The organism is Faecalicatena sp., assembly GCF_058819085.1.
In genome coordinates, this window is record NZ_JBZUUL010000004.1 from 37,161 (window position 1) to 53,813 (window position 16,653).

General features: G+C 43.0%; 18 protein-coding genes. 3 read left to right on the forward strand and 15 right to left on the reverse strand.

Annotated features, from left to right (window positions below):
• Nucleotides 1-9 precede the first annotated feature (9 nt).
• The 3 genes from AC4OGX_RS02200 to AC4OGX_RS02210 all read right to left on the reverse strand — a co-directional run bounded on the left by AC4OGX_RS02200 (nt 10) and on the right by AC4OGX_RS02210 (nt 2,778).
• Nucleotides 10-1,053: a YqaJ viral recombinase family nuclease gene (locus tag AC4OGX_RS02200; RefSeq protein WP_493328178.1), complete on the reverse strand. Its 1,044-nt coding sequence runs from the start codon at nt 1,051-1,053 to the stop codon at nt 10-12.
• Between the two features lie 34 nt (nt 1,054-1,087).
• The gene (locus tag AC4OGX_RS02205) at nt 1,088-2,230 is read right to left on the reverse strand and encodes a transposase (protein ID WP_279000070.1); all 1,143 of its coding nucleotides are present in this window, start codon (nt 2,228-2,230) and stop codon (nt 1,088-1,090) included.
• 353 nt (nt 2,231-2,583) lie between these two features.
• On the reverse strand, nt 2,584-2,778 hold the full coding sequence (locus tag AC4OGX_RS02210; RefSeq protein ID WP_154322054.1) for a 2-ketoisovalerate ferredoxin oxidoreductase: 195 nt from the start codon (nt 2,776-2,778) through the stop codon (nt 2,584-2,586).
• A 236-nt stretch (nt 2,779-3,014) separates the two neighbouring features.
• Here AC4OGX_RS02210 and AC4OGX_RS02215 point away from each other — a divergent pair, with 236 nt between their 5' ends.
• The 3 genes from AC4OGX_RS02215 to AC4OGX_RS02225 all read left to right on the forward strand — a co-directional run bounded on the left by AC4OGX_RS02215 (nt 3,015) and on the right by AC4OGX_RS02225 (nt 5,098).
• Nucleotides 3,015-3,332: a helix-turn-helix transcriptional regulator gene (locus AC4OGX_RS02215; protein ID WP_154322053.1), complete on the forward strand. Its 318-nt coding sequence runs from the start codon at nt 3,015-3,017 to the stop codon at nt 3,330-3,332.
• A 353-nt stretch (nt 3,333-3,685) separates the two neighbouring features.
• Nucleotides 3,686-3,880 carry a DUF3173 domain-containing protein gene (locus AC4OGX_RS02220; protein ID WP_154322052.1) on the forward strand — a complete coding sequence of 65 codons (195 nt, stop codon included), beginning with the start codon at nt 3,686-3,688 and terminating at the stop codon, nt 3,878-3,880.
• Between the two features lie 33 nt (nt 3,881-3,913).
• On the forward strand, nt 3,914-5,098 hold the full coding sequence (locus AC4OGX_RS02225) for a site-specific integrase (protein WP_154322051.1): 1,185 nt from the start codon (nt 3,914-3,916) through the stop codon (nt 5,096-5,098).
• A gap of 747 nt (nt 5,099-5,845) precedes the next feature.
• On the opposite strand, the gene AC4OGX_RS02230 is transcribed toward AC4OGX_RS02225, so the two are convergent.
• The 12 genes from AC4OGX_RS02230 to AC4OGX_RS02285 form a co-directional block, all read right to left on the reverse strand.
• On the reverse strand, nt 5,846-6,385 hold the full coding sequence (locus AC4OGX_RS02230; protein ID WP_493328180.1) for a DUF6933 domain-containing protein: 540 nt from the start codon (nt 6,383-6,385) through the stop codon (nt 5,846-5,848).
• A 128-nt stretch (nt 6,386-6,513) separates the two neighbouring features.
• Nucleotides 6,514-6,879 carry a hypothetical protein gene (locus AC4OGX_RS02235; RefSeq protein WP_493328181.1) on the reverse strand — a complete coding sequence of 122 codons (366 nt, stop codon included), beginning with the start codon at nt 6,877-6,879 and terminating at the stop codon, nt 6,514-6,516.
• Between the two features lie 118 nt (nt 6,880-6,997).
• Entirely contained in the window at nt 6,998-7,630 is a 633-nt protein-coding gene (locus AC4OGX_RS02240; RefSeq protein WP_493328182.1) for a hypothetical protein, read from the reverse strand.
• Entirely contained in the window at nt 7,627-8,496 is an 870-nt protein-coding gene (locus tag AC4OGX_RS02245) for a hypothetical protein (protein WP_493328183.1), read from the reverse strand. The genes AC4OGX_RS02240 and AC4OGX_RS02245 overlap by 4 nt, the downstream gene beginning before the upstream one ends.
• A gap of 24 nt (nt 8,497-8,520) precedes the next feature.
• On the reverse strand, nt 8,521-10,143 hold the full coding sequence (locus AC4OGX_RS02250) for a hypothetical protein (protein WP_118348828.1): 1,623 nt from the start codon (nt 10,141-10,143) through the stop codon (nt 8,521-8,523).
• Nucleotides 10,144-10,219: 76 nt separating this feature from the next.
• Nucleotides 10,220-10,666, reverse strand: a complete 447-nt coding sequence (locus AC4OGX_RS02255) for a DUF6935 domain-containing protein (RefSeq protein WP_493328184.1) — start codon at nt 10,664-10,666, stop codon at nt 10,220-10,222.
• A gap of 12 nt (nt 10,667-10,678) precedes the next feature.
• The gene (locus tag AC4OGX_RS02260) at nt 10,679-12,016 is read right to left on the reverse strand and encodes a hypothetical protein (RefSeq protein WP_493328185.1); all 1,338 of its coding nucleotides are present in this window, start codon (nt 12,014-12,016) and stop codon (nt 10,679-10,681) included.
• Nucleotides 12,017-12,065: 49 nt separating this feature from the next.
• Nucleotides 12,066-13,073 (reverse strand): hypothetical protein, encoded by a 1,008-nt coding sequence (locus tag AC4OGX_RS02265; RefSeq protein WP_493328186.1) that lies wholly within the window; start codon nt 13,071-13,073, stop codon nt 12,066-12,068.
• A 40-nt stretch (nt 13,074-13,113) separates the two neighbouring features.
• Complete coding sequence (locus AC4OGX_RS02270) at nt 13,114-13,935, reverse strand: TPM domain-containing protein (RefSeq protein ID WP_493328187.1); 822 nt, start codon at nt 13,933-13,935, stop codon at nt 13,114-13,116.
• 16 nt (nt 13,936-13,951) lie between these two features.
• Nucleotides 13,952-15,049, reverse strand: a complete 1,098-nt coding sequence (locus AC4OGX_RS02275; RefSeq protein WP_278493483.1) for a TFIIB-type zinc ribbon-containing protein — start codon at nt 15,047-15,049, stop codon at nt 13,952-13,954.
• 33 nt (nt 15,050-15,082) lie between these two features.
• Entirely contained in the window at nt 15,083-15,502 is a 420-nt protein-coding gene (locus AC4OGX_RS02280) for a hypothetical protein (RefSeq protein WP_493328189.1), read from the reverse strand.
• Nucleotides 15,503-15,578: 76 nt separating this feature from the next.
• Nucleotides 15,579-16,637, reverse strand: a complete 1,059-nt coding sequence (locus AC4OGX_RS02285; protein WP_493328191.1) for a DUF4428 domain-containing protein — start codon at nt 16,635-16,637, stop codon at nt 15,579-15,581.
• Nucleotides 16,638-16,653 lie beyond the last annotated feature (16 nt).

Below are 16,653 nucleotides of genomic sequence, written 5' to 3' on the forward strand. Positions count from 1 at the left end.
TGCCAAACATTATGCAGCCTCCTTCTTGATACGAAATGTCCTGCTCTCAGTTGTCTTCGCATATTCTTCATAAATATCAGGATGCTGGATCTTCAGCTTCTCCATCTGCGCTTTTCCGATCTGTGTACGTTTTGTCGGATTATACGTAACCCGGTAACAATTCGTACCATCCTTTAAAATGGCTTTGCATCCGGCTCCTAACTGCTCCACAAAAGGGACACTGATTGCTCGCTGCTCCGATTCGATTTCTTTTTTTCTTTTTTCAATTTGGGATTTTTCTTCTGCTAAAGCAAGATATCTTTCAAGATTTTTAGATTCCAGACATGATAATTCGATTTCCGGGATACTAATATCCGCATATCCCACAGATCTCCGGATACTATCTAAAATGAGATCTGTCTTTCCGTTATATGGCGGTTCCACATGTTTTTCAACATATTCCTCCCAAAAGAACGCTTCCTGTTCTATGATGTCTTCTTCATCCATCAGGTCACGCTCCAAATAGCGGAACACAAATTCATCTTCATTATTCCCATACAGACATGCAATATAAGCCTTCTGCATGTTCATAACCGACAGATAATGTTTGACCTGAAGTACATAATTATCCGGAATTGCATCATCATCCCATTTCTTACTCGCATTGTAATTACAGGTTTTACATTCAAGAATTCCGTATGTGCCATCGGGAAATAAAATAAAAAAATCCACATCTGCAAGCATGAACGGATACAGGGGATGCCGGAACATTTTTCTTACCGGAAATACCTTCAGTCCTGTCTTTCTGACAAAAATTTCTGCGACAAGATTTTCCAGCCGATGTCCGACTTCCTTTGCAACCCAGTTACTTTCTTCTTCCTCCAGAATAGCAGGCAGAATCCCCACCTTGTTGTTATATAGATCCCGGATTGTCGCAAACGGGGAGATTCCCATAATAGCCGCCACATCACTGCCACCAATTCCCTTTTTACGGTAATCAAGCCATTCCTCTCTCGTAAGTCCACTGATATCCACTACAATCTCCGGTTCATAATTCAAATTCAGTCCTGTCATTCTTTATTGCCTCCTTCTTATTTTTCTTCTCGCCTTACCATTTGATTGCTCCGCCCACATCAAATTCTTTCCAGTCTAAAGCCAATGCACGGGTAATTTGTTCCTCCAGATTAATGATTGCTGCTCCCTGCATCCCTTCACAGGCTGCAAAGAACGATGCTTCGTTCATGGCAAAATAAAGGTCATGTGCCGTGCAGGGTCCGTTTCCTTTCTGGAACTCGAACATTTCCGCCACATCATTGATCAACTTTTTTCGGATTCCCAAGCGTTTCATCAATAAGCGAATACAATTCAGCGGATGACGGATTTCGATATCCATCAATTTTGTTATATCTGAAATTGCATCCTGATATCTGGAACAGAGCATTCTTAAATTTGCCAGAAACTGTGTCATATCAGCACCGCCGGTATGCGCAAGTTTGATTGGACTGCCAAGACTGATTGTCCTGCCACTGCTGGAACAGGTCAGCATCGGATACAGATTGGCACCGCTTACTGCAACATCTGATGTAGTAAGCCTTACAGCGGGTGCAATGATATTATCGCTGATACCATGGTCGTTCAAAGCTTCCCTGTAAGTATCCAGAAGTTCCTGATTTCCCCCAAGTTCCCACATTGCGGAAACAATGGAATGATCGAACATTCCGGAACCTTCCACGTAACTGTTTCCCGGAAAATTGGTATTCAGAAACTGCATGGTCATTTCAAATACTGCCCGCATATCCAATATGCTGTAATCGTGGTGATCTCCGCCGTGAACTGCAGACACTTTTCCATCTGCAATCTTGATCAGAGCATCCCCTTTCGCTACCTTCAGGCAATAATTCACTACCTTCGCATAATTTGCTGTTTCCAGTTTTCTAAGCCCGGAACCAGAAATTCCTGCCCGATCCAGAATTGTCCGGATTGCACAGGTACGCACCGGATAGGTCTCACCCTTAATTTTTAAGGCAAGCTGGGTATTATTCTCAGTATCCTCCAGGATCTCTTCCCAGTTTTTTCCTACTGTGTCTTTCATTTTACCCGCCTCCTGAATAGCCGGAACCAGTCGCAGTGTTCTTGTAGGCTTACGGATCCAGGAAGATTCTTTTGCTCTCTGTGCCAGAAATTCCAGCATCTCCTTTGGGTCTGCAAACGTCGTCTGATACGCATCTGCAAAAATTCTTGTTTCATTCATGTGTCTTTCCACCTTTCTTAAAATAAGTTTTATCCATAAACAGCTCAAAGCTGGTTGTGGCTACATCATCTGCCATTAAACAAATAAAAAAAGGAATGAAAAGAATATTTTTCCATTCATTCCTAAATCTCTGGTATTTTACCTAATAAAACAAAAAGCATCACTACCGCGATACACACCGCATAGTGACACTTTATACAAACATAAACAGCTTATGCCAGACAGGGAGTTTTTCTCTGCCTGTTGATTCCGGGATTCGCACAATCCCAGAACTTCCCTACAAGGAAATGCATAAAAAATAAACTATATCAGTATAGTAACACAAGATATTGTTTGTGTCAATTCTGTATATACTATATATTGTTTTCTGTAATAAAAACAATATGCTCACCCAGGAATTCTTTACATGTCTGTTTTACCTTTCCGTACTGTTCACTGTCTTTCTTAGCAGCTCCTGCACACAATGCAGAAAGGGGACATCCCTCACAGTTGTTCTGCAGAGCTTCTTTAATCCATTCGATTTCCTGTTCTGTTCCGATTACTTTCATCTGACTCACCTCTTTTACATCATACCCCGAAATCATATAAGCAACACATTTTTTATCTTGCTTTTTACGTCTGTAACACGCCCAAAGCCCACCATTTTACTTGATGCAATGTATTGTATCCGTAAATTACGGTTACAATCAATAATATTGTTCCTTATATCTTTAATACACCTATTTTAATCCGTAATTTCACTTTCGTAAATAGTTTAAAATAAAGGAAAATGGAGGTGTGACAGATGGATGAAAAATTTATCGCAGAACGCATTACCGAACTGCGCATTAAAAAAGATGTTTCGGAATACCAGATGAGTCTTGATCTTGGTAAAAATAAAAGCTACATCCAGAATATCAGTTCCGGACGTTCTCTGCCTTCCATGAGCCAGTTCTATGAAATTTGCCGCTATTTTGAAATCACACCTCAGGAATTCTTTGATGAAAGGCTTCATGATCTGCCTCTGTATCAAAAAGCCAATGAATTATTAAAACAATTGGACGAAGACGATATGCTGGCCATCCTCTCTATTCTCAAACGATTAACTGAAAAACATTCTTAATGGCTTATCGGCTGCCTGTATTATGGCAGCTTTTTTCTGCTTTTTTCCAATATTTAAAATTCCATGACTATTTCTAAGTAAATGGGTAAGCCCCCAGTTGTACTTTGATAATTGCATACACCTCTCAGAAGATTGATATAGGTGCTGCAGATAGTGCCTGCGTTTATTGCGTGCCTGCAGCTTTATGATTACATAGTAACGCCTTCTACGTGGCCAGGAAGGGCACAGGAACTGGCTTCCGGGAGATTTACACCATTTTTCGTCAGGCTATTTTACAATAGTAAAATTACTCTAAACTTGATATAATAATGGACAGGTATTGAAGTTTTATCCTGTCCGTAGAAAGGAGCAGAATGATTACAGTAACAAAAAGTGATTTGATAAAGTTAGGTTATGGTCCTTCTTTTTCAGCAGATATTATACGGGAAGCGAAAAAGCTGATGATTGCCAAAGGCCATACTTATTATCAATCAAAGAAACTGGACAGGGTGCCAAAGGAAGCGGTTGAGGAATTATTGGGAATCACTTTGCCAGATACTGAAAACTAAGTGTACTTCTTGCATTAGAGAAGGAGTGTAACCATGGCAAAAGATCCAATCAAGAAAGCAACTAACGGAACCTATTATTTCAGGGCGAACTTAGGAAAACACCCTGTAACTGGGAAACAAATACAAAAATATCGCAGTGGATTTGCAACAAAGAAAGAGGCTCGGGCAGAATATTCAAAGCTTATTCTGTCTACACCAGATGAGCTTACGGAAAAGAAAGAGGAAGTGACTTTCAAAAAATTTATTCAGGAGATTTATCTTCCCTGGTATAAAACCCAGGTAAAAGAAAGTACATACAAGAACAGGTATGCTACCATTGAAAAACACTTTTCCTATTTCTATAAGATGAATACTGACAAAATTGAGCCAATTCATGTGCAAAACTGGCAATTAAAACTGGCAAAAAATTACAGCCCTAATTATGTGAGGATTATACAGGGAATGCTTGCGGTCGCATTTGACAGAGCTATTGTTCTGGGACTTGCAAAGAAAAATCCGGCCAGAATGATCGGAAATGTCAAAAGTAGAAAACCGAAAATCGATTTCTGGACACTGGAAGAATTCCAGAAAGTCATTTCTCTTCTGTATAAGGGAGATTATTATGAACACTATCTGTTCATTTCCTACTGGTTGTTATTTATGACTGGAATGCGAATCGGAGAAGCGGCAGCACTGCAATGGTCAGATATTGATTTTGAGACAGGTGTTCTCAGCATCAACAAGAATCTTTACTATAAAACCATGACCGACTATAAATTTGTAGAGACAAAAACGCAGGCCAGTATACGGGATATCGTTATAGATGATGATACAATCAAAGAACTGAAAGAATGGAAAGAAGTTCAACAGAAAGTTCTACCAAAATGTAATTTTGTTTTAAGCTATAACGGAACGCCCACCAGCAAGACAACTCTGCCAAGAGCCCTCGAAAAGCTAGCAAATCTTGCTGGTGTCCACCGTATTAAAATTCATGCCTTACGGCATTCCCACGCTTCCCTGTTAATCAGCATGGGAGAAAACCCATTAATCATCAAAGACCGTCTAGGCCACGAAAAAATCCAAACGACTTTGGGAACCTATGGGCATTTATATCCAAACAGCAACTTTGAAGTAGCAAAGAAGCTGACAGGAAAACTTACCTATACACCTGCAACAGAAAGTGTGGCTGATTACACAAGCAATCAGTTCACAGCCGAGTATCATAAGCAGGTGAATTAAAAAATGCAATGAAAATGCAATTTTCAAAGGCCGAAGCCCGGAAGCCCCGTAAAATAAGGCTTTCCGGCCCACCGCCTACTATTCAAACTCCACTTTTATATTTGTACGCTTACAATTAATGTGAATTATCAGTTCGTTTTTTGTATTATTTTTATCATTTTATATGCACTATCCATTTCGTCTATAATATTTATGTAGCCAAAATGTAGCCACCGTTTTTTATTCACCTCATTTATCTGTTAACGAATTTTCTATTCACAATAAATTTCATCTGATGGCTTACGCGGCTTTTTCTATCAATATAATGCTACTTTACTTTTCAGTGTCCCAAGCGCTTTCCACCCTTATGTATGGATTCACGCCGGTATTTACTTCAATTACATCAGTTATTTTGCTTTACTGATTTTCTGTTGCCAAAATGTTGCCACAAAATCAATTACAATACTTACTCTAAATACGCCCTCATATTTATTCGAACTCGCAGAGTCTGGTTTGATTCAGATTATTTCAATACAGTTATCTATACTATTGTGTATTGATAAACCACACCTTTTCCACACATTATTTTTCGTTTCACATATTTTTAGTACCAATCCAGTACCATTGCATTTTTTCATTATTGTGTGTAGTTCCGGTGGCTTGCAGGTTCGTTTGCCATTCACAGAATAAATTTCTGTCGGTTTGCAAGTCCACCTATGGAAATTATAATCTCCAAGCGATATTTCTGCAAGGAAAAATTTTGTGGTACTAATCGTTAGTACCACGATTGTTTTCTATGTACTGAGCGAAATCAATTACCTTTGCTGGCTTTCTCTTAGCAGCAATCCCTAGTCGTTCCATGTCTAATTTAAAAAGTTCACTCGGATATCCATACGCATCAAATCCCTCTGGCTGGCAGATATCTCTGTTCAGATACTCACTAAGTTCCCACTGATACTTTGCTTCTTTCTCCAGCTTCTTACCAAAATACTGTGCATTCATTACCATTCTGTTAATGCCGCCAACCGATTTCCTACCATGAGTTTTTGTTACAGTTGTATCGCCTGACATTTTAAAATACAGCCCTATCTGATCCTCGGAATATCCCATTTCCTGCATCACGCCATGAATCACACGGCTGATATACATTGTATAGTAATTCCAGTTTCTTGGTTCAATATCTGTCATTGCTATTGTATAACGATTACTGGCATTCACAATAAACACGACATTTCTTCGTTTTATTTTCGTCAAATGTGTATCCCAGCAGAACACAAGTGAAGCACGTACCTTGAGTAATCTGCTCAATACATACAAATGATCTACTGATGGTAAAATGCTGCCCCTAAACCATCGATATATAGGCTGTGGGCATGACAAATGCAATATTTTCTGGATATCTTTGACTGTATAACCGGATCCATCAAATAACTCTTTCAGTAATATTGCCGTTCTTTCCATATCAATATTCCCATACATAAGCATATGCTCCTTCTAGCAAAACTCACCTTCTGTCCAATCAAATGGATAATCCGGATCTTCCCAATATTCTTCTTTGCACCATAGTCTTTCATGCACATGAAAGCGTTCCCTCGCCAGTTTTTCCTTTTCGTTATATTATTTATGGCAGAACGGAATATATATTTCTGCCTCCCCTTTAGTACATGATACATTTTGCAAACGTGATCCACAATTTTGGAAAACTGAATCGATATCATATATCCATTTACGTGGCTGTTCCTTCTGTTGACTATGCTCATATACTCTTTCAAAATATTGTTTCCATGTATATCTTCTGCCATATTCATCATAAATGCTATAACACTTTTATTTTTTAGGCAAAACTCTTCCAGTTCCTTATCGTAAGTGTGTACTTCCTTGTACAGGCAACTGAATTGACCAAAGTAGTAATCGGTTATTTTATGGTACACAGTAATGTATGGCTGGTTCAGATGGTATAAGGCAAGGGCTCAGAAAGAAGACCTGTTCCTCATAAAATGCGTTCTTTGCCTCAACCGTCAGGTCATCCAGTTCCGAGAAAACATCATGGTAGTTTTTAGGGAATTTGTTCTCACCGAACGCTTCTATCCTGCTTCCATCCACAAATTCCACCTGAAAGCTCATGGAATATCCGTCTAAGACATTGGAATCGCTTCCACGAAAGCCTGCCCAGGATGCCACATCATAGGTTTCCAAAACCCTGCGTGCTTTATCAAGAGTCTCTGCATCCACCGGATAGTCAAAAAGCTCCTCTTTTTCCCCATCCCAGGGCTCTATCCGTACCAGCGCTTTCTCCCCCTGCCGGATCAGGCTTACACTCCTGATTAGCTCCATCATCGTTCCATGCACATAATACGTCAATTCCTGAATATCCGGAAGCGGTGTACTCTGACTGTTTTCTGGATTCTCCATGTTCTCTGTGTCACTTCCTGCCATCGTGACTTCCGGAACTTTATCCCGCTTATTTCCAGTCCACTTTCCGCAGCCTGCGATCAACACCGCCCATGTAGTAAATGCCATCAGCAATAACCAGCCTTTCTTTCCTTTTTTCATAAGCCACTTCCATCTTCTTTTTGATCACGCTTCTTCAAAAGCATTCGGATGCCTGTTGACAGCAATAAAATAGTTAGCACAACTCTGAAAATACTGACTCCACCAGAAGACATGCCACTTTTTTTGAGTGCAGTTTTTTTATCCAGTGCTCCGCTTAGCATATTGGGTGTCGCCCCTTTTACATAAGTCAGGGTTCCCTGCTCCTGAATGCCGATTACTGTCACCATATCCCCATCGCTCTGATACGGAACAGAATATTGATAACGCCGATCGCCCTCCTCAAAGATTTCTCTGCCCATTCGCTGGGTTCCGATAAATTTTTCACCGCGGTATTTCCGGTCTGTAAGAATCGCAAGTCCTGCCTCCGATAGCGTCTCCTCATCAAATTCGTATTCTCTTCCCAGCATAAGCTGTTCGATAAATTCCTCGGACAGATGATAATCTCCCACATCTGCTGCGCCCTGGAAGATTTCCATTCCGCCCACGCCCAGATCGGAATTCCATTCCATATTTTCCTCTGTTGCCGGGAGATTCCACTTTTTCAGTTTCATTTTTTTTGCACTTCGCATAGCACGTGGGGCATAGATCGTAAGTCCCAGTTCGTCATCATAAGCCGGTTCCAGAACCTTCAGCTCTCCGCAGGCAATCACAATCTTTCCATCATTTGCCGGATCATAGCTGCCCTGTCCCACATATACCACATCATCCACTTTTCCTTGAATGGCCACACACTTTGTACCACACGATCTTACTGTAGAGACAGCACAAAGTAAGCCGAGCAGTATCACGATAACTGCACCTGTTTTTCTATTTTTTCTTGGTTTCTGGGTTTTCTTCATCTTCACACCCCTTTCTTTCCAAATCATACATCACTGCTCTTTACTGTCGCTTTATGGCCAGGGATTCATGATCATATAAACAGTCATGACAAATAATGGTAATACAATGAATAACGGCAGCGCCCAGTTTCCCATTGTCTCCCTGACATTCTTCCAACGCATAAGTAAAGTTTTCCTGTTCTCCCTCTTCTGGTGAATGCGTTTTCGTTTTCCATTTTCCAGAAGCTGAAAGATCACTGGTGAATCATAAACCTCAATTCGCCCAAATACGGCAAATCCTACCATAGAAATCGGAAGTGCCAGACACAGCCAGATGATATTGTAACTATAATCCAGCTGCTGGAACAGGGTCCAGTCACCGGAACCCATACACTTAAATGCAGTAAGGATCCATGCCAGAATGCAAGTGGAAGCATTCACCAGCAGAAGGATCATCACAATCTTTACGATACGCCCCGGAGAGTAGAATCCCAGCTGTACCGGAAGTTCCTTTCCGCCAATAGTTTCAAAGAACACCGGTTTTATGGAGTCTTCTGGTTTCTTCTTTTCTTCTTCGCTGATACTTTTAAGAATCTTTCTTCGAACTCTGGCCTCTCTTCCCTTACTGAACACCGTAAACAGAATCAGCGCCGCCACCAGTCCAGCCATGCCAACCAGTTCAAACAGTTCCTTCAGATCCATCGGCACTCCGCCATAATTCCGGAATGCAAAAAAGAAAAAAATCATCACTGCCAGCGTTCCAAGAAGCGGCTCGATCACCCAGGGATAGGTCCTGGTTTCTTTTTCCGCCAATACAGATACTTTGCCTGTCTGCCCGTTCACTGCCGCCTGCACTTCTCCGCAATCCATAAAATAGACCGGAAGAAATGCCGGCAGACGAAGCAATGCTTCTGACTCCGGACACAATGCCAGACCGGTTGTCTGCATCGTGTGCTCCACAGTCGGGCGATATTCCTCTGCCACCTCTTCAAACACACGGCGTCTTAACTCCGCGCCATCTGCTGTCGGAATCTCTGCTGCATGGCCTGCAATATATCCAAATTGAAATGGCTCCAGTTCATCCCACAAAAATGGTTCCATTCCATTTAATAACAGATTGTTGCAGCGATCCGTCACATTGACTGCCACATGCTCCAGAAATCCTCCGCATTCATAATGTCTGTTGGAATTGTCTCTGGTCACGACAAAACGGATAGGTCCGCGGATCAGTTCATATGGCAGATAAATTCCTTTTAATTTTTTCTTATTTTCCTTTAAAATCTGAGCTTCGCTTTTATCATGATGCTGCTCGATCCATTCATCCAGTCGTTTTTCTGCCTGCTTCCGATTCAGTTTAAAAGGAATCAGCATCTCCGGGAAACCTTCTCCCATCTGGACATCCGAGCGCAGAACCTTGGACTGGCAGAAAATGCAGGTCTCTGCCACTTCATGTTCTTTCACAATCACCCGTGCTCCACAATTCGGGCACTCACAGGCAATCGTCTGACTGTCCGGAAGTTCCTGCTCTAACAAAGTTTTTGTAAGGCTCCGAAATTCCCGAAGCTTTTTTAGCGGAATCTCTGTTCCTGTATTTCCTCCACAGTTCGGACAGTGGTAATTCTGTGTCACAACGTCAAACTGGGCAGGTGCGCCACAGGTGGCACAATGAATGGTCATAATCTTTCCCTGATTCATACCCTATCCTCCCTTGATCCTGTTTTTATGCCCAAGGATCTGCTTCTTTTGGTATACGGATTCCGGTTAAGAGCTGCTATTCCCACAAGAACCACTGTCCTGTAGATGGTTTATTCCGGAGCTTTAATGGTCTCGGACTGTCTGCGCCACTACACACGACATATAAATTAAGATACCCTTCCCCTATCTGGCTTCTGCTATATGCATTTTCCAATACAACAACCCGATACGGCTGTACTGGAGTATAATTATTTTCCGGAGAAGACCCGGAAAAATAGGAACGCATCAGATACTCTTTTCCACGAAATCTGTCTCTTATAAACTGTTTGTCAATTCCATTTAACGGTCTGGGACCCCGCAGAAAATCCAGCATTTTTTCTGTTTCAGATGGATTCTCAGGATAAAGGGCAAGTGATGCTACAGTTAAAGCAGCCACTTCCTCCGGGTTTGTCAATCCTGCCTGTGGCATTGCCTGTAATTCCTGTAATGTTTTTGGTAGTTTGTTTAATGTTATCTCGCTCATAATATCCCTCCTTTAGATTGGTTCCCATTCTCCGGTCAGATCATCCATTCGATAAACTAATCCAGATGAAGATACCGCATAATAATATTCTGCTACAAACTGATCAGGATGCTCTGTTCCAAGGGCAAAAAGTACACAAGCTTCCCCTCGGATCGTATCCATGCCGTCCACATCCCGGATTGCCATACCAAGTTCCAGTCTCTCCTGTACTTCAGATTGTGCAAGCAGTACATCGATTTCATTGCTGGAATAATCGTAATTCTCCCCAGCCGCTGCTACAGGATGCAAATAGAATTTTTCCACTGACCCGCTCGTAAATGGGAAAAAAGCTTCTCCTTCCATTTCATGAATGGTCAAGCATTCTCCATCCAACTCCAGCCAGATCGTACCACTTCGGGTGCCATCCGGCGTGTTCAGCCAGAATTCCAGAGATTCCCCAAGTGGATCCCCATATGCATAATTGCCATCCCAGAAAAAACGGATATCCTCCATCTCTCCATCCAAAAGTCCCCCATAATACCACATGTCCAAGGGATATCCATCCTCACCGGTCATGAAAGTAACGCTGTAAAAATAAGGTTCACCAGCATCCGTTTTAGCAGAATCGCAATACCAGCTTCCCTCCATTCCATAGAGATATCCCTCCTCCGGCATATAGGAACCCGATAAGAGCTGCTTTACTCCGTCTGTCGGCTCAATCTCTCCGGCATAAGTAGGATAATAAGGATGCCAGGAAACTTCCCTGCTTCCTTTTCTGGCTGTGACCTGTACATTGGAATAAAGATCACTGAGATTACACTGCAAGATCAGAGGAAGACCATCGTCGCTTTCCCATAACAGATCTTCTGTACGGCTCTCCGTAAAGTCATCATTCCAGCTGCAGGACTCTATGGATATCTTCCACCCATCTTCTGCCGGAACGATCACATACCACTCATCCCCTGTATATTCTATGATATGGTCTTCTGGAATCCCGTCCAAATACGGATAGGTCTCAGCTCTTTGATATTCTTTTCCCGGAAAGCTGTAGTCTGGCGTATAACCCAGAAATGAGGCTCCAAATGCTGCCCCATAATCTCGCAGCCATTCCTGTTCTTCCACCAATGCCGCTTTCCCCGCCTCCGTAAGCCAGGAAGTCGTACCTTCTTTTTGGAACTCTCCCAAATCCGGGGATTCCGTATGGTCACTCGTGGTCGATTCTTCTTCCGGTTCCACATAGTCTGGATTGGTCATTCCCAACCCGCCGTCTTTAATATCCAGGAAGGCGCAGCCGGTAAGAAATGTACAGAACAATACCAGTATTGTCAGAAGCACGCCTTCCTTTTTTCCAGTTCTTCTTTTCTTTCCCATTTGCTGTCCCTCCTCATATCATTATAAAAATTATAACTTCTTCAAAATATTAGCCACCATAATCTGAATAATCTTCTATCAGACGCACGGTATGATAAGCTTCTGTCCCATACATCTGGATCATCAGATCGTTCCAGTGAATAGATGGATAAAACCAGGCAAATTCCTGTCCGGACACATCCTCGATTACATAGCCGTCGGGCGAATTATATACATACATTGCTTCCTTTGTGTAATAGGGATTCATCTCTTGATCGTACACGGTATAATCCACTGTTCCGACCTCAAGCCGCTCGTCCGGACTGTTGAAAAATCCAGAATCTCCTGCTCCACTATACATATTGAAACTCCAGGTCTCATATCCTTCTCTCTCTGAATATGCCGGCATGGACTCATAAAGCCCTGGTGTAATCAGCAGCATCCCTATCTGCCACAATTTTCTGCCATTTTCATCTGTATACCAGCCATCCGGAGTCATATGGTTACGCAGAATATTTCCTGTTTCATCCAGATATCTGTCAGTCCCATCTATTTCTGTTTTCCAGCAGGAAGCATCTTTTTTCCTGTAGTAATCCCCTTGCATAAATGGAATATATGCTGTACCGAAATCTACAGAAAGGACATCTCCCGAAAGTGTATAAACTGCCGTTATATCCTGGGTTGCTGAGACTGCCTGTGTTTTTCCCGCATCTGTGAACTGCAGAATATCTATCATCTGCTCGTAGTTACTCTCCGGGCAAGAAAGAAACAGATAATCCTCATCCGTATCATACACCGTGATATATTCTCCGTCTTTGCGATAATATGTACCATTCCAGGCAGACTGATTTGCCACTCTTTCAAAGCCCTGTCCTGCAGATTCCGTGATTTCTGCAATTTCTTCGTCAACCGATTCTGTCGTTTCCTCATGCTCCGATCCTGTCATCTGCTCGTCTGCCATCTCTGGTTCTTCGTGAACAGATTCTACGTTTTTCTCTTCAACCACTTCCGGCTTTTTCCCACAGGCTGTCACGGCTGCCATTGATAATACGATCACAGCACCCATCAGAATTTTCATGCACATACCACCTCCTTTTCCACGCAATTTTCAGCACCGTTTAAAACTTTCCACCACCGCCACCATGTGTCGTTCCTGAAGAAGAAGTATGGGTACTGCTTCCTGAACTGTCCTTTTCCGGCTTCTTTACCCGATCCACTTTACTGTACAGGAACAGATCCTGCTGGGTTGCAAGCTGCATACTTCCTTTTTTTACATAATTTGCTGCCGCTGTCTGTTTACGCACAGTTTTCAGCTGAGCCTTCATGCTGCCCACTATAAGAAAGGCTCCTACCAGACCAATCACAATACAGATAGGAAGTACCAGTGGTGACAACGGAGCATGGGGCAGATCCTTTTTTGAAAATGGATGACCTTCTCTGGCCATCGTGATCATCTGATCACACTCAGACGCATAGGTGTAGAATGCAGAAGCATAATTTCCAGAAGAAAGATCTTCTTTCATTGCACTTCCAAGATAGCTGATTCCCGCATCTGTAAAAGCGGTGATTCCATACCCACAGGTGGAAATATACCAGTCACTCTCTGCCATACTGATAAGCAGCAGCAATCCATCCCTGTTTGCTCCATAACCGTAGTCACAGTAATCATAAAGATCGTCCGCATATTCCTGAATATCGCTGTAACCATCCATGTCTTCCGACGTGATCAGTACAATATCCATTTTCTGTCGTTCACTGATCTCATTTAAGGTTTCAAGTAACTCAGACTCTTCCTCATAAGTCAGAAGATCTGCCATGTCTATCAGCCGTTCATACTCTCCCGTAAATCCTTCCGAAGCCATTGCCGCAGCCGGGAAAGACGATACAGCCAGAAGCACAGCAGCCGTCATACACGCAAGTTGTTTCAGCATCCTTTTCATCTGTCTTACCCCCTTTCTATAAAATACGTGCCAGCCACAACAGCCAGCTTATCCCATAAGCCACTGCTGCAATGGCAACTGTTGAAAGAAGCATCCAGCGGTTTGCCGCTTTCTTATCCACAGGAAGGTCTCCGACAAATTTTCCATTCTGTCCATTCATGGCAAATCGGTACTGATTTCCATTCCACGTGGTATTTAAAATCCATACCGGATACAGTGCATATTTAGCACTTCCATCATGGAACTGTACACTGCTTTGTTCCACAGTTACCGTGTTATATCCTTGCACTGTAGATCTGAAATTGTCTTCCGTTGATTTCTTCACGCGGACATTGGCACGTTCAATGCTTTCTTCAGCAGACACATCATATTTGTCAGCCATATAGCCTGCAAGATATGCTGTCTGGAATGGAACTGCTTCGCTAAAATCGAAGGGTTCGATCGATTCCATCAGATCATCTTCCATCTTACTGGAGCCATCTACCGGCACCCGCTCAAATCCAATGGTTCCGCCTCTGCTCAACATGAAAAACCGCGTCTCTGTGTAATCATACTTGCTGTCACTCCAGGTTCTTATCTTTGTCGCCCGATAACTGATATTGGCATCTACATTGGTGTCAAACAACCAGAACGGCACATATACTCCTTTAATCTCATCAATATGATTCTGATCTTTGAAAATCTTCGGAAGCAGACGTTTTCCATTCAAATGCTTCATGAGTCCTGCCTTCGCTGCCTTTTTGTCCAGCTTAAACGGAATCACATAATCCGGGCGGAGGTCTCCCGAAAACTGCCCCATCAAAACAATCGGATTGCCACAGTATGGGCAGGAAGAGGCCGCCATACTTTCGTCTCCCACGATCTCACCACCACAGGATTTACACTGATATGTACGCAGTCCCGTTTTCTCTCCGTCCTGCCACTCGCTTCCCGCCGCAGTATCCCACGTCATATCATCGCCCTGCTCCTGCTGCTTTAAAGCGTCATCATATCCCTGCAGCGCCTCCATCTCAAATTCTGTATCACAGCAGGGGCACTTCATCTTCTGAATGGCACTGTCAAAAACAATGGCACCGCCACAGCATGGACATTTATATTCCTGAATATTTCCCATACTCTGTCCTCCTTTCATTCTCTCTTCCTGAATTTACTCAAACCATGAGTCAACCGGTTCTCTGAATTTCGCCGCGGTCAGCATAGCTTCCAACAGCTCCAGAGATTTCTGATAATAGATATCCGGATCATTCTTCATGGTATTCGTAGCAGCTGCTAGTTCCACCGGATCCGTCAGTACACTGTCATCCACATAGGTGGTCGCATACACATCATAATTGGTACTCTCAGTGATCTTAAGACGCAGATAACTGCTCACATATCCATAGAACGAGGTCTGTTTCATAATTCCAGAATATCCGGCAATGGTACATTCCTCGTACCCTTCCGGTTCTTCCTCTTTTGGTTCGTTCACTTTTGTTTCTTCTTCTGTTGTCTCTTTCGTCTCAGGCTCAGCAGCATCGGTCTCTGCCGGTTTATTACCTCCGCCGCATGCAACCAGGCCAAATGCCATAATCACTGCCAGTACAACTGTTAAAATTCTTCTATTCTTAATAAATCAGCACCTCCTTTTGCTGCTGTTTTCTCTGCTAGAATGGACTTCCACACTGCGGGCAGAATTTCGGTAGATGTGTCGGATCTGTCGGCTCCCAGCCACAGTTGCTGCAGCGGAGATGCCGTGCTGTCGGCTGCGGGGAACCACAGTTCTGACAGAATCTTCCTGTATTTGTCATACCGCAGGAGCAGACCCAGCTTCCATTCTGCATCATGTTCGGATTCTGCATTCCTGCCTGACCCTGCATCATATTCGGATTTTGCATACCGGCCTGTCCCTGCATCATATTCGGATTTTGCATGCCGGCCTGTCCCTGCACCATTCCAGCACCAGCCATGCCAGCGCCTATTCCGTTCACAACGGAATTGACGAATCCCTGACCATCTGCCATATTGTTGATCACATTCGCTGCTACACCTCTTGCTGTCGGCTGACCGGTCAGAACAGCTACGATTTCATCTGCCATCTGCTGATATTTACGATAATCCATATTATACTCCGGATGTACCATACTCTGGCGGCGGCTGCCCATCATTCTTCCCATGCCGGCACCCATACCGGTAACCTCATCTACAATCTCAATATCACTCGAGTTCAGGCGGAAACGAATCTGGCTGAACCAAGGATGTTTGACTGAAATCTCAATATAGAAGTTATAGGAATAGCAGAATCTCGGTGGATTATAACTGACTTCCTTTCCCTGGGCATCCTCCTTCTTCAGTTCCGTGTCATCCACCTGCAGATCCAGATTACAGGAAATTACATCGGAAAGAGGAATGATATCCGGATTCGCCTTTAAAATATCGCTGGAAGAGGTGACAACAAAACGTTTTCCAAGTTCATCAACCATCACCTTCATCCGATCACCGATGATACGGGTTGCCCGGAAGCTTGCGATCTGACGCTGGTTTTCTTCACGATAAGCCAGCTGCTGTTTGATCTCTTCCACCGTAGAAGATTTTCTCTCAGAGAAAAACGGGGAAAGCTTTGCTGCACAATCTTTACAGAGATTTCCATCCTCTAACTTTCGGTTTCCAAGGAGACCAATCTTTTCTCCACACACATCACAATACTTTTTATCAAAAAATCCCATCTTGAAACCTCCCTTC